Origin of the sequence: Acinetobacter guillouiae, from assembly GCF_002370525.2 — a bacterium.
In the GTDB taxonomy this organism is placed as follows: Bacteria; Pseudomonadota; Gammaproteobacteria; order Pseudomonadales; family Moraxellaceae; genus Acinetobacter; species Acinetobacter guillouiae.
Map to the genome: position 1 here is coordinate 4,599,624 of NZ_AP014630.1, position 14,450 is coordinate 4,614,073.

At 42.7% G+C, this 14,450-nt stretch carries 6 protein-coding genes, 2 tRNA genes and 2 rRNA genes; all 10 read right to left on the reverse strand.

Going from position 1 to position 14,450, the window contains the following annotated elements:
- Window positions 1-89: 89 nt before the first annotated feature.
- A 23S ribosomal RNA gene (locus AS4_RS21430) occupies window positions 90-2,980 on the reverse strand.
- A gap of 337 nt (window positions 2,981-3,317) precedes the next feature.
- Window positions 3,318-3,393, reverse strand: a tRNA-Ala gene (locus AS4_RS21435).
- Between the two features lie 44 nt (window positions 3,394-3,437).
- Window positions 3,438-3,514, reverse strand: a tRNA-Ile gene (locus tag AS4_RS21440).
- A gap of 59 nt (window positions 3,515-3,573) precedes the next feature.
- Window positions 3,574-5,112 (reverse strand): 16S ribosomal RNA (locus AS4_RS21445).
- Together the 16S and 23S rRNA genes with 2 tRNA genes alongside form the textbook arrangement of a ribosomal RNA operon.
- Before the next feature lie 586 nt (window positions 5,113-5,698).
- Window positions 5,699-7,822, reverse strand: coding sequence for an AAA family ATPase (locus AS4_RS21450; protein ID WP_096735438.1), 2,124 nt, complete (start codon window positions 7,820-7,822; stop codon window positions 5,699-5,701).
- Between the two features lie 534 nt (window positions 7,823-8,356).
- On the reverse strand, window positions 8,357-10,258 hold the full coding sequence (locus tag AS4_RS21455; RefSeq protein ID WP_096735439.1) for a 5'-nucleotidase C-terminal domain-containing protein: 1,902 nt from the start codon (window positions 10,256-10,258) through the stop codon (window positions 8,357-8,359).
- 297 nt (window positions 10,259-10,555) lie between these two features.
- Window positions 10,556-11,419 carry a taurine dioxygenase gene (tauD, locus tag AS4_RS21460; protein WP_004719027.1) on the reverse strand — a complete coding sequence of 288 codons (864 nt, stop codon included), beginning with the start codon at window positions 11,417-11,419 and terminating at the stop codon, window positions 10,556-10,558.
- 356 nt (window positions 11,420-11,775) lie between these two features.
- On the reverse strand, window positions 11,776-12,618 hold the full coding sequence (gene tauC, locus AS4_RS21465) for a taurine ABC transporter permease TauC (protein ID WP_096735440.1): 843 nt from the start codon (window positions 12,616-12,618) through the stop codon (window positions 11,776-11,778).
- Complete coding sequence (gene tauB, locus AS4_RS21470; RefSeq protein WP_096735441.1) at window positions 12,618-13,442, reverse strand: taurine ABC transporter ATP-binding subunit; 825 nt, start codon at window positions 13,440-13,442, stop codon at window positions 12,618-12,620. The genes tauC and tauB overlap by 1 nt, the downstream gene beginning before the upstream one ends.
- 18 nt (window positions 13,443-13,460) lie before the next feature.
- Entirely contained in the window at window positions 13,461-14,450 is a 990-nt protein-coding gene (tauA, locus tag AS4_RS21475) for a taurine ABC transporter substrate-binding protein (protein WP_004818131.1), read from the reverse strand.

Consider the following 14,450-nt stretch of genomic DNA (forward strand, 5'->3'; position numbering starts at 1 on the left):
AATAGTTTAACTAGCTTTACAACTAAATCAAGTATGTTTGATCTTTTATGAATCAAATGATGCTTCGTATACAACTGCTTGGGTGTTGTATAGTCAAGCCTCACGAGCAATTAGTATTGGTCAGCTTCATGCGTCACCGCACTTCCACATCCAACCTATCAACGTCGTAGTCTTCAACGGCTCTTTAGAGGACATAAAGTCCTAGGGAAATCTTATCTTGAGGTAGGCTTCCCGCTTAGATGCTTTCAGCGGTTATCCCTTCCGAACATAGCTACCCGGCGATGCGACTGGCGTCACAACCGGTACACCAGAGGTTCGTCCACTCTGGTCCTCTCGTACTAGGAGCAGATCCTCTCAAATTTCCAACGCCCACGGTAGATAGGGACCGAACTGTCTCACGACGTTCTAAACCCAGCTCGCGTACCTCTTTAAATGGCGAACAGCCATACCCTTGGGACCTGCTTCAGCCCCAGGATGAGATGAGCCGACATCGAGGTGCCAAACACCGCCGTCGATATGAACTCTTGGGCGGTATCAGCCTGTTATCCCCAGAGTACCTTTTATCCGTTGAGCGATGGCCCTTCCATACAGAACCACCGGATCACTAAGACCTACTTTCGTACCTGCTCGACTTGTGGGTCTCGCAGTTAAGCGCGCTTTTGCCTTTATACTCTACGCGTGATTTCCGACCACGCTGAGCGCACCTTCGTACTCCTCCGTTACTCTTTAGGAGGAGACCGCCCCAGTCAAACTACCCACCAGACATGGTCCTCGTCCCGGATAACGGGACAGAGTTAGAACCTCAATATTACCAGGGTGGTATTTCAAGGATGGCTCCATAGCAACTGGCGTCACTACTTCAAAGCCTCCCACCTATCCTACACAAGTAAGATCAAAGTTCAATGTCAAGCTGCAGTAAAGGTTCACGGGGTCTTTCCGTCTAGCCGCGGGTACACCGCATCTTCACGGCGATTTCGATTTCACTGAGCCTCTGCTGGAGACAGCGCCCCCATCATTATGCCATTCGTGCAGGTCGGAACTTACCCGACAAGGAATTTCGCTACCTTAGGACCGTTATAGTTACGGCCGCCGTTTACTGGGGCTTCGATCAAGAGCTTCGCTTACGCTAACCCCATCAATTAACCTTCCAGCACCGGGCAGGCATCACACCCTATACGTCCACTTTCGTGTTTGCAGAGTGCTATGTTTTTAATAAACAGTTGCAGGGGCCTGGTTTCTGTGGCTGCCAATAGCTCAAGGAGCAAGTCCTATCACCGTCAGCAGCGTACCTTCTCCCGAAGTTACGGTACCATTTTGCCTAGTTCCTTCAGCAGAGTTCTCTCAAGCGCTTTGGTCTACTCGACCTGACCACCTGTGTCGGTTTAGGGTACGATTCCTGTGTAACTGAAGCTTAGAGACTTTTCCTGGAAGCATAGTATCAGCCACTTCGCTAGTAAACTAGCTTGCTATCAGCTCTCAGCATAGAGCACCCCGGATTTGCCTAAGATGCATGCCTACTGCCTTTCACCTGGACAACCAACGCCAGGCTGACTTAACTTTCTCCGTCCTCTCATCGCATTACACAGAAGTATTGGAATATTAACCAATTTCCCATCGACTACGCCTCTCGGCCTCGCCTTAGGGGTCGACTCACCCAGCCCCGATTAACGTTGGACTGGAACCCTTGGTCTTTCAGCGAACGGGTTTTTCACCCGTTTTGTCGTTACTCACGTCAGCATTCGCACTTCTGATACCTCCAGCATACTTCTCAATACACCTTCATCGGCTTACAGAACGCTCCCCTACCACGTATACATAGTATACATCCGCAGCTTCGGCATATAGTTTTAGCCCCGTTACATCTTCCGCGCAGGCCGACTCGACTAGTGAGCTATTACGCTTTCTTTAAAGGGTGGCTGCTTCTAAGCCAACCTCCTAGCTGTCTATGCCTTCCCACATCGTTTCCCACTTAACTATAATTTGGGGGCCTTAGCTGGCGGTCTGGATTGTTTTCCTCTTGACTACGGACGTTAGCACCCGCAGTCTGTCTCCCGGATAGTACTCATAGGTATTCGGAGTTTGCATCGGTTTGGTAAGTCGGGATGACCCCCTAGCCGAAACAGTGCTCTACCCCCTATGGTATTCGTCCGAGGCGCTACCTAAATAGCTTTCGGGGAGAACCAGCTATCACCGAGTTTGATTAGCCTTTCACCCCTATCCACAAGTCATCCCCTGGCTTTTCAACGACAGTGGGTTCGGTCCTCCAGTTAGTGTTACCCAACCTTCAACCTGCTCATGGATAGATCACCCGGTTTCGGGTCTATACCCAGCAACTAAACGCCCTATTAAGACTCGATTTCTCTACGGCTCCCCTATGCGGTTAACCTTGCTACTGAATATAAGTCGCTGACCCATTATACAAAAGGTACGCAGTCACCGAACAAGTCGGCTCCCACTGCTTGTATGCATGCGGTTTCAGGATCTATTTCACTCCCCTCACAGGGGTTCTTTTCGCCTTTCCCTCACGGTACTGGTTCACTATCGGTCAGTCAGGAGTATTTAGCCTTGGAGGATGGTCCCCCCATATTCAGACAAGGTTTCACGTGCCTCGCCCTACTCGTCATCATTATATGTGCCCTTTCGTGTACGGGACTATCACCCTCTACGGTAGCACTTCCCAGAGCTTTCCGCTAAAACACATATAACTTAATGGGCTGATCCCCGTTCGCTCGCCGCTACTGAGGGAATCTCAATTGATTTCTTTTCCTAAGGGTACTGAGATGTTTCACTTCCCCTCGTTCGCCTCGCATGACTATGTATTCATCATGCGATACCTACCTTATGGTAAGTGGGTTTCCCCATTCAGAAATCTCCGGATCACAGGATATTTGCCGCCTCCCCGAAGCTTATCGCAGGCTATTACGTCTTTCATCGCCTCTGACTGCCAAGGCATCCACCACATGCACTTAATTACTTGACTATACAACCCCAAACAGTCGTTAATCCCTACAAGGAGGATCAACAATGTGAACTTAATCACTTCTATTTGTTGCCTGTGAACTTAATCACCATACAGCTTCAATTTAATTCATATACCAAAACGCTTGATTCAGTTTTATCGCTAGTGCTCATTTCATTCAATATTAACAATTACTTGCTAACATCAACTAAAACGAGTTTAAACAATTATTTCAACTCAAATATATTCTGTTAATGATTCACTACCGCCTCGTCAGCGAGTAGTTAACTGTGATAAATCACAGAACTTAATAAGCTATCTGCTTACTAAGTTCTGTAATCACTTAGTCTTTATATAGTGGTGGAGACTAACGGAGTCGAACCGTTGACCTCCTGCGTGCAAAGCAGGCGCTCTACCAACTAAGCTAAGTCCCCAGCTTAAGATCTTAATATATCTGCTCTTCTGTGTTCAGTAGACTTGGTGGGTCTGACAAGACTTGAACTTGTGACCCCACGCTTATCAAGCGTGTGCTCTAACCAACTGAGCTACAGACCCTCAGATACATCAATGAAGAACAACTTGTTGTGGATTCTTACCAATCGTCAATCTTTCGTTAAGGAGGTGATCCAGCCGCAGGTTCCCCTACGGCTACCTTGTTACGACTTCACCCCAGTCATCGGCCACACCGTGGTAAGCGTCCTCCTTACGGTTAGACTACCTACTTCTGGTGCAACAAACTCCCATGGTGTGACGGGCGGTGTGTACAAGGCCCGGGAACGTATTCACCGCGGCATTCTGATCCGCGATTACTAGCGATTCCGACTTCATGGAGTCGAGTTGCAGACTCCAATCCGGACTACGATCGGCTTTTTGAGATTAGCATCCTATCGCTAGGTAGCAACCCTTTGTACCGACCATTGTAGCACGTGTGTAGCCCTGGTCGTAAGGGCCATGATGACTTGACGTCGTCCCCGCCTTCCTCCAGTTTGTCACTGGCAGTATCCTTAAAGTTCCCACCCGAAGTGCTGGCAAATAAGGAAAAGGGTTGCGCTCGTTGCGGGACTTAACCCAACATCTCACGACACGAGCTGACGACAGCCATGCAGCACCTGTATGTAAGTTCCCGAAGGCACCAATCCATCTCTGGAAAGTTCTTACTATGTCAAGACCAGGTAAGGTTCTTCGCGTTGCATCGAATTAAACCACATGCTCCACCGCTTGTGCGGGCCCCCGTCAATTCATTTGAGTTTTAGTCTTGCGACCGTACTCCCCAGGCGGTCTACTTATCGCGTTAGCTGCGCCACTAAAGCCTCAAAGGCCCCAACGGCTAGTAGACATCGTTTACGGCATGGACTACCAGGGTATCTAATCCTGTTTGCTCCCCATGCTTTCGTACCTCAGCGTCAGTATTAGGCCAGATGGCTGCCTTCGCCATCGGTATTCCTCCAGATCTCTACGCATTTCACCGCTACACCTGGAATTCTACCATCCTCTCCCATACTCTAGCTTCCCAGTATCGAATGCAATTCCCAAGTTAAGCTCGGGGATTTCACATCCGACTTAAAAAGCCGCCTACGCACGCTTTACGCCCAGTAAATCCGATTAACGCTCGCACCCTCTGTATTACCGCGGCTGCTGGCACAGAGTTAGCCGGTGCTTATTCTGCGAGTAACGTCCACTCATCTTGGGTATTAACCAAGAGAGCCTCCTCCTCGCTTAAAGTGCTTTACAACCATAAGGCCTTCTTCACACACGCGGCATGGCTGGATCAGGGTTCCCCCCATTGTCCAATATTCCCCACTGCTGCCTCCCGTAGGAGTCTGGGCCGTGTCTCAGTCCCAGTGTGGCGGATCATCCTCTCAGACCCGCTACAGATCGTCGCCTTGGTAGGCCTTTACCCCACCAACTAGCTAATCCGACTTAGGCTCATCTATTAACGCAAGGTCACAAGTGATCCCCTGCTTTCCCCCGTAGGGCGTATGCGGTATTAGCATCCCTTTCGAGATGTTGTCCCCCATTAATAGGCAGATTCCTAAGTATTACTCACCCGTCCGCCGCTAGGTCAATTACCGAAGCAATCTCCCCCGCTCGACTTGCATGTGTTAAGCCTGCCGCCAGCGTTCAATCTGAGCCATGATCAAACTCTTCAGTTAAAAATCATTAGTGACTTAAGGTCACAATTCTGGCTCATCAATGTACTGACAAATTCTCTCAAATAAACTTCGAGTAATTTAAACCAATCAATTAATGATAATATTTCGATTAATCAATCAGTAAAAATCCACACAAGTTGTTCTTCATATTCTCTTAATGATCTTCTCAATGCTTCGTCAGCATCAAGCTAGGTCGGCTATACTACTCTCTATCTCTAAAAAGTCAATCAATAATGTTAATTATTTTTTCTAACAAACCCAACCCTAACCTCATCTTAAAATCTCAATTCGAAATCTTAACAACTTAATCAAGTGCCTGATTTATCAGAAGTTTTATTTAACATCACCGCCGATGGATGTGCATTCTACAGCATTCACAAACCAACACAACCCCTTTTTTTAAACTTTTTTATCGGATGTGCGTTTTTTCCTCAAAATCAGTGTTTTTTATGCTTTTTATCTATTTTTTAAGCATTTTTCATTATTTTTTTCATATTAAAGTTATTTTTATGCTTTGTTTTCCACTCTCGAATCACAAAATCTGAGCATTATTCAACTGAATTAGGATTCAAAAAGAAAAACCGCATCAATTTGATGCGGTAAATCCTATACTTTGTGCACTTTTATATTTTGCAGTCATTTCATCTGTTAAATGCTGCAGAATAGAATCCACATTTTCAAAAGGATGAAAACAGGACTGTCGTACAATCACTGCAAAGTCTCCAGCACTTAAACGATCTAAAGATTGCAGTTTTACTTTTATATCGGCTTCATGAACAATAAGTTTGAGTTGTGTACAGACATTTTCCAGTAAAGCCAAACGCTGTGCATAATTTAAAAAATCAAAATGCATTTTAAAATCGAAACGGCGTAACGCAGCTTGATCAAGCTCATCAAAGCGATTGGTTGTCGCCACCACGATGCCATTAAAGCTTTCCATTTGAACCAAAAACTCATTTACCTGCGAAACTTCCCAAGAGCGGGTTGCTTGGCGGCGATCTTGTAATAAACCATCTACTTCATCCAGCAATAAAATTGCCTGTAAGTCTTCGGCTTCATGAAACGCTTTAGCAAGGTTCTGTTCTGTTTCACCAACCCAAGCAGAAATTAAGTCTGAACCACGCTTAATCAGTAAAGGTCGATTGATGGTTTCAGATAACCATCGTGCAAATGCAGTTTTACCTGTTCCTGATGCTCCGTATAAACATAAACGGCCAAAACCATGTTGCTGGATACCTGATGCGATCTCCGCAAGATTCTGCTTACAATTGATATAGTTCAGATCATAGAACTTGGGCAAAGCATTACTATCTTGCAATTTAATGCCTTGATGACCCTGTGCTTTTAAGGTATTGGACACCAATTTGGTCATGCTTTCCTGTACCACTAAATGCGCATTGTGCATTTGAGCCGCTTTGGCAACACGATAACTACGGCGTAAAATTGCTGGAGATAATTGCTCAACATTGGCCAAGGCTTCCTGATACAAAGGATTAAGTTCTTGACCACAATGTTGTTCGATAAAGCTTCTGCGTTGCTTTTTAGGTGGCACTTTAATTTCAAGCACCATATCAAAACGGCGTATAAACGCAGGATCAAGCTGATCAGAATTAGACACCCAAATCGTTGGTGTACGATTTTGCTCTAAAATACGATTGACCCAAGCCTTACGACTTTGCGCAGTACTTTTCATCCCCACGCCATTTTCGGTGTCATTAAACACATCCTCAACTTCATCAAACATCAATAAAGCAGATTGACTGTCGAAAATGCATTGTGCTGCACGATACGCACATAAACGCCCTGTGGCTGAAATTGCATCACCATCTTCATCTTCACAGGAGATTTCAAAAAGTTGCACCGCCATTTCATCTGCAAGGGTCTTACACAGTTGTGTCTTGCCTGTGCCTGAACTGCCATAAAGGAAGATATTTACCCCCTGTTGCTTACTCATTTTGACTTGCTTTAAGTAAGCTAGGAGTAAAGTCAATTCAGTGTGTAAATGAGGATAATCCTCTAAGGTTAATTCAGCAGGCTGACTTTTATTAATGGTTCCAACAAACAGATCCATCACATCATTGGTTTTCACCAATAACTTATCGGCCAATTGGTTTGACACCAGATTCAATTTCCCACGTAAATAATTACGATAGTGTTGTTGAACACTGATTAAGCCACTGCGATGTAAACGCCCTTGTACAGACAAAGCCTGCCGAATTGCTTCATAAGGTAAATCTAAAACCACAGCCAAAGCACGTATGGTTTTAGACGCAGTCAATTCACCGATGGTATCCGCAATATCATCTAGAAGTTGTTCACTGTTTAACATCACGATAAAACCTAAAATCGTACTTTCAACAGCATTTAAATCCAGTAATTGCTGTATTAACTTTAGGTTATATTGCAACTCAGCATTGAACTGAAAATTATCTAATAAATTTTGCTGTTGGCTATTTTTATGCAAATGGTTGAGTTTCTGATAAGCAGCTTGCTCATCGAACTTATCTGCAAGTAATGCTTCAGAAAAACCTAACTTTTTTGCAATCCATTGATGACTAAAGCAATGATCAGAAATAAATTCTTTTGCACCACCTAACTCGACCAAAAATCGAAAAGCCCAAAGTTTTACAATCGGAGAAATTTCAGCAAAATCCGCTACGTCAACCTGATGCATATTTTGTGCAAAAGGTTGATTAATATATTCGTTCATATATTCACTTTTTTCTTTTCATGACTAAGGCTAAACTTTTTTCAATTTGCATTTTCTGCAAGCAAAGTCATCCCTCAGAACATGTATATTCTTTAAAATAAGGTTTATTTTCGTTTAATTTAAACGATTAAAAATGTATAGGGTCTATTTAAAGCCCAAAATGAGAAATACGTTAAACAACATGATTTTTCTCCCGAATATTGAATTTAACAGCTGATTCAAATCACATTTTAAGCACCCTGCTTAAAATGATGGGTTCAATCAAGATATTATGGTTATCCTGCAACCAGTCAGTGGTTGTAAACAATCTTGTCAAAAGGCAACGTTACAAGATCAAATTGAGGCGAGTGAAAAGAAAATTAGCTTTGTCATTGTGATTATTTAAGCCATCGTGGCTAAATTTTGGCTCATTTTAAAGTTAAGCATGGATTTTTGCAATTATTTATTCATCACCAACATAGGATTTTGTCAGTTTTCATCAACGACCCAACGAAAAAATCCCGCCGAAGCGGGATTTTGATTGTCTGTTTCAGTTTATTTTGCTTTATCGATAAATAGCTGGGTACTGTATTCAGCCGTTGCTAATTTATTAATTTTCTTTTGACCTGTCTGACCAGCCAAACCTTGGGCATATTTGAGGAAAGCCTCAGCATAGTCTAAGCCAACATTCACACGGCGCTCACCAGTAATGGTTTTCAAGGTGGTATAGTAGTCACCACCATTGGCAAGAAAATCAATCGTGATCGCTTTGTAAGTCTTATTGAGATCAAGATTTTCATATTGCCCAGATGCATTACGTACTTGTATTTGGTTAAGACGCTGGCCTTTGTCTTTGGTAAAGTCAACATTCCAACGCATACCACCGGTATATGGGTAACTACCCGTATTATTCTGGGTAATCACACCATCTATTGCATCCTCTAAGGTGGCTTTAACTTCAGCACCCGTCAGATCTAAACGCAACAATGTATTCTTGAACGGTAAGACATTATAAATTTTACCAACTGTCACATCCCCTAAAGCAACATCTTCACGGACACCACCACCATTTTGGAATGAGATATCAGCGCCAAAGAAGGTCTTTCCTTGTTGTAAAAACGCTTCAGCAATAATTTGTTGAATATCTCCACCATGTTGATCGACATGGGTATTCTTATTACAGATATCGCCGAGTGTTGAACGATTTACATCACGTTGTGTACCAGGGACTCGACGTGAACAGAGATTATCTGTGGCTTGACCTACGATTTCCTGAGCAAATTTTTTCTTTTGTTCCTGATATGGTTTTAAAACATCCAAGGTCTTTTGTAGAGGCGCTACAACAGTAAATGGAACCTGATCTGTTTTAAATTGCGTCAGTATTGCTTGTTTTTCTGTTTCGGTGACTGCTTTTGCGTCTTTGGCGGTACGGGTAAAGTTATTGCCAATAAGTACATGTGGTGTCCCACTACAGCTTTCGACATTCCCGTTCTTGTCAAACTTCACATTTAAATCACCCACGATATAACTGTATTGCCAAGCTTGCGCAACGCAGACCAATTGACCATCTTTGTTTCTCAGCTGTGTTGGATAAGCACCTTCTGGTGTCATGCCATATTTTTTAAGACTGTCAGGGCCCAATAATGTATGTGAATCGCCCCCAATAATCACATCCACATCGGTAAGTGATTTTGCCAACTGTTGGTCTAAGTCGTATCCCACATGGGTTTGAAGAATAATATTTTTAATGCCTTGCGCTTTATATTGATTAATTTCTTTTTGCGCTGTTTCAATTTCATCTGCAAATAATGTATCAGCATTCGGTTGCGAAGAGTTTTTGGTTTTCTTGGCAACCGTTAAACCAATGATTGCAAATTTCACCCCTTCTTTTTCAAACACTTGTGACTTCAAAATGCGGTTGGTTTTATACAGTGGTGATGATGCACCAAAACTGACATTGGCCGTTAAAATTTGGGTTTTGTCTTTACAAGAACTTTGATCCAAGAAACCAATAAATTTCTTTAATCCATCATCTTTAGAATCAAACTCATGGTTACCCGGCGTAAATGTATCAAAACAAACGGTATTCATTGCATCTGCGTCTGCTTTCCCATCCGTTAAGTTATAGTACAAATCGCCAGTGATCGCATCACCTGCATGTATTTTTAAAGCATTTTTCTTTTCTACTGCAAGTTGGTTAATTAAGCTGGCAACACGTGCAAATCCACCGCTTGCAACACTAAACTCTTCATCCCCTGTCCCTACATTGCTTTTAAATTTAATGCTTTCTTCATCTAAATGTGAATGATGGTCATTAATATGCAAGATATTCAGTTCTAAAGCTTTTGCCTCAACTGGTTTTTCAGTATTTGAATGATCATTATCATCATTACAAGCAACCAACAGCGTAGACAGCACACTCAGCAAAATGATTTGCTTTTTATTATTAATCAACATGATATTTCCAACAAGCAATAAATATTTATGGCCTAGTATGTTGATCATTTGTTTAATTTTGATGAATAATTAAACATTATTGCTCAGCAACAAAGTTTCATCAGAGCATGAATATTCAATTTGTTTTGTGAACACCGACAAACACAGCATACCGATACTTTGAACAACAGCTCTCTTTATGATTTTTCTTTAATGTATTTTTTAAATATTGAAGTTTCAAAAAGTTGTATTCAAATTTAGTTGTTTCAAAAATAAAAAACCAATCAAATTTGATTGGTTTTTACGACAAGTTAAATCTTAATCTGCTTGATAAAAAGGTTTATCACCCATCAAAGTGGCTCGATTCATAACACGGTGCTGAGGACGGTAATCATCAACGGCATAGTGGAAGGTACAACGATTATCCCAAAATGCCACATCATTGGCCTGCCACGACCAACGCACTACAAACTCTGGTTTCTGAATATGTTCAAACAACATTTTCAAGACAGCATCGCTTTCTTTGGCTTCGAGTTCATTGATTCGTGTGGTAAAACCCTCACTCACAAATAAAGCTTTACGACCTGTGACAGGATGAGTACGAATCACAGGGTGGCTAATCGGAGGATGTTTTTTCTTGGCCTGTTCTAGCTTTTCTAATTCGGCAGGATCACCACCAAAGCGATCTACTGGAAATGAACGTGCAATATCATGTGTTGCAGTTAAACCAGACAACATCGCTTGCATCGGTTTGGATAATGCTTCAAACGCCGCTGTTCCACTTGACCAAAGTGTATCTCCACCCCATGCAGGGACTTTTTTTGCACTTAAAATTGCACCCATTGCTGGTGCTTCAAGAAAAGTCACATCGGTATGCCACAATGCATTATCCCGTAAATCATTTAATTCCGTATCTAAAACCATGATTTCGGGTTGTTCTGGAATATTGGGGTAAATTGGGTGGATGTGTAACTGACCAAATTGACGTGCCAAAGCCGCATGTTGCTGTGCAGTCATCGGCTGATTTCTAAAAAAGATCACCTGATGTTTCAATAAAGCTGCTTCAATCAAAGCCTTTTGTTCAGGTGTTAAAGGCTGATTGAAATTCACACCTTCAATCAGCGCACCAATCGTTGGATTTAATGGGGTAACTTTAAAAATATTTGAAACAACAGCGTTCATTTCTTCCTCGATCATCTCACGATGTATTAGGGTCTGTTGACAATTCGTCTATGTTTGCGACTACGTGTGTTTTTTAGGCGATACTAGGCACGAAATACGAAATTTAGTCATTCTAAATGAGTAGTTCGTAACGACGTAGCGGCAAAAAACACACTAGTCCCGAAGGGTTGTGGCTAAAATTATCTCAGCCTACGTTATGAAACTCGAAAATAGTCTCGCTATTCTCTTCGTTTCATGCCTTGCCTGCTCAATTTTAACCTACAACGCAAGCCATTTATGAAATGTTAACAGACCCTCAAATGCATCGTTAAAACTAAATATAGCGTCACGCTATCGAACAGTGTAGCGAAAATAACTTACTGAGATTGCTTATCCCAAGGGACCAATTTTCTTTGCAAACGACGTAAACCAATTTCCAGAATAAAGGCAATCACAGCGATAATTAAAATCCCGACAATCACCACATCTGTAGCCAAAAGCTGTGAAGATGATTGCACCATAAAGCCCAAACCTTCAGAAGCACCAACCAACTCTGCTGCCACCAAAGTCGACCATCCCACCCCAAGACCAATACGGATACCAGTTAAAATGCTCGGTAAAGAGCTTGGTAAAACCACATGTTTAATAATTTGCATTGGGCTTGCACCCAAAGACTGTGCAGCACGAATTTTGGCTTGGTCGACTGAGCGGACACCAGTTGCTGTTGCGATAACAATCGGTGCAAAAATTGCCAGATAGATCAGTAGCATCTTGGACAATTCACCAATACCACACCAAATTACAATCAAGGGTAAATACGCCAGTGGTGGAATCGGACGATAAAACTCAATGATGGGATCTAAAATACCCCGCACAATTTTATTGCGACCAATCGCAATCCCCACTGGGATAGCAGTGATAACCGCAGCAATCAACGCCGTGCCGATACGACCCAAACTTGCGCCAATATGATTCCACAAGCTAATACTCATATAGCCATTGCTGAACAAATCATTGAAACGCTGCAACACGGCGGTTGGTGATGGTAAGAATAAAGCATCAATCCAGCCTAAAGTGGTGACCAGCCACCAAATTGCAATCAAAGTAATGATCGTGATACTACTGATCAAAGTAATATTGACTTCACGTGGAACCTTCACCGCCACAGTCTGAAATTCAACTGTACGAGGGATCAATTTAGGGTCTAATTGTGCTGTCATTACTCCACCTTTTCCACTTGAGCTTGGTCGCTCTGAGCAACATGGTATTGATCCTGATTATTTTGAATGAATACACAACTCAACACATGCTCTCGCATTTCAATAAACTTGGGATCTGATTTAATACTTCGTGCTGGCTCGCCATTGGCATAGCGTTTAGCAAAATCCAACTCCAGCTTTTCCACAATTCGCCCAGGATTTGGTGCAAGAATAATCAGATCTGTAGCCAGAAAAACAGCTTCTTCAATGTCATGGGTAATTAAGAAAGTAGGTTTGGACGTACTCTTCCAAACATCTAATAATAAGCACTGCATTTGTTCACGAATGAACGCATCCAAAGCACCAAAAGGCTCATCCATCAATAATATTTTAGGGTCAGAAGCCAAAGCACGCGCTAAACCAACCCGTTGACGTTGCCCGCCTGAAAGTTCCCAGATATGGCGTTGCCCAAAGCCTTCTAAATTCACCAATTTAAGTAATGCTTGTGCACGGTTTTGGCGTGTTTTTTTATCAACCCCTGCAAGCTCTAAACCAAAAGCAATATTGTCTTCTACATTCTGCCAAGGCAATAAAACATCATCTTGGAACACCACACCACGGTCTCGGCTAGGTGCAATGATTACTTCACCATCCAGTTTTAAAGTGCCTGCTTGTGGCTGAGTAAATCCAGCAATCAAATTTAATAAGGTTGTTTTACCACTGCCTGAAGCACCTAATGCAACCATCAGTTGCTCAGAGCCCAGCTGAAATGACACATCTTTCAGTACCGGTTGTTCAGCACCCGGATACTGTGCTTGTACATGTTCTACAGTCAATACAGCCATGATGAATACTTCCGATCTCTATTTCGATGTTTGAATAAAACGCGTGTTAATAAACTGTTGATAATTTGGAGAAACCTTTCTCACCAAACCTTGTGCTTTTAAAAAGTTCACTGAGTTGACAATATTTTGTGTAGTCCGCCCACCAAGGTATTGAGTGCTTAATTGCGCCTGACGATCTGGATAGGCGGCACCAGCAAGAAGCGCTGGCACATCTTGAGCATCTACGCCGGTAATTTTGGCAATTTTTTGCACTTCAGCTGAATTGGCCGTCCAACGACTTTTATTCTGGTTATAAGATTGGTAATAGTTCAGTGTCACTGTAGAAAACTTTGTTAAGACCTCAGGATGCTTCTGTGCAAAATCTTTACGTGCCACCCAAACTTCAAATGTAGGCGAACCCCATTGCCCAACCTGCCCTGCATCCGTCATAACCTTGCCAGTTTTCTTAATATTGGCAAGTGCAGGTGACCAGACAAAAGCTGCATCTATATCGCCTCTGCGCCATGCTGCATTAATTTCAGCTGGTTTTAGGTTCAACAACCGTATTTGATTGGTTTTAATATTCCAATGCTGCAAAGCCCCCAATAAACTGTAATGGGAAGTCGAAGCAAATGGGGTGGCCACCTTTTTCCCAATCAAGTCTTGAGGACTATTAATGCCTGAACCATTTCTCACCACTAAGGCTTCCGCACTTTTCAGATCGGTAGAAATTAAAAATACCTCTATGGGCAAATTATTGGCAACAGCTGCCCCTAACGGACTTGAACCAATCAGTGCGATATCTACAGAACCAGAAGCCAATGCAGTTAAAACCTCTGCACCACTATTAAATAAGCGCCAATCCAGTTTTTCCCCAATCACTTTGTCATACACACCATCAGCCTGTGCAACTTTGGCAGGTTCTATGTTGGTTTGATAACCAATAACGATAGGGCGAGCATTTGCCAAACCACTATAGCTATATAAGCTTATAGCTGAGCAAAGCAAAATCAGTTGCTGAAATTTCAT

Coding starts and splice junctions, on each gene's coding strand:
- tauA (WP_004818131.1), bottom strand. CDS start 14,450: ATGAAATTTCAGCAACTGATTTTGCTTTGCTCAGCTATAAGCTTATAT.
- tauC (WP_096735440.1), bottom strand. CDS start 12,618: ATGACAGCACAATTAGACCCTAAATTGATCCCTCGTACAGTTGAATTT.
- tauB (WP_096735441.1), bottom strand. CDS start 13,442: ATGGCTGTATTGACTGTAGAACATGTACAAGCACAGTATCCGGGTGCT.
- tauD (WP_004719027.1), bottom strand. CDS start 11,419: ATGAACGCTGTTGTTTCAAATATTTTTAAAGTTACCCCATTAAATCCA.
- AS4_RS21450 (WP_096735438.1), bottom strand. CDS start 7,822: ATGAACGAATATATTAATCAACCTTTTGCACAAAATATGCATCAGGTT.
- AS4_RS21455 (WP_096735439.1), bottom strand. CDS start 10,258: ATGTTGATTAATAATAAAAAGCAAATCATTTTGCTGAGTGTGCTGTCT.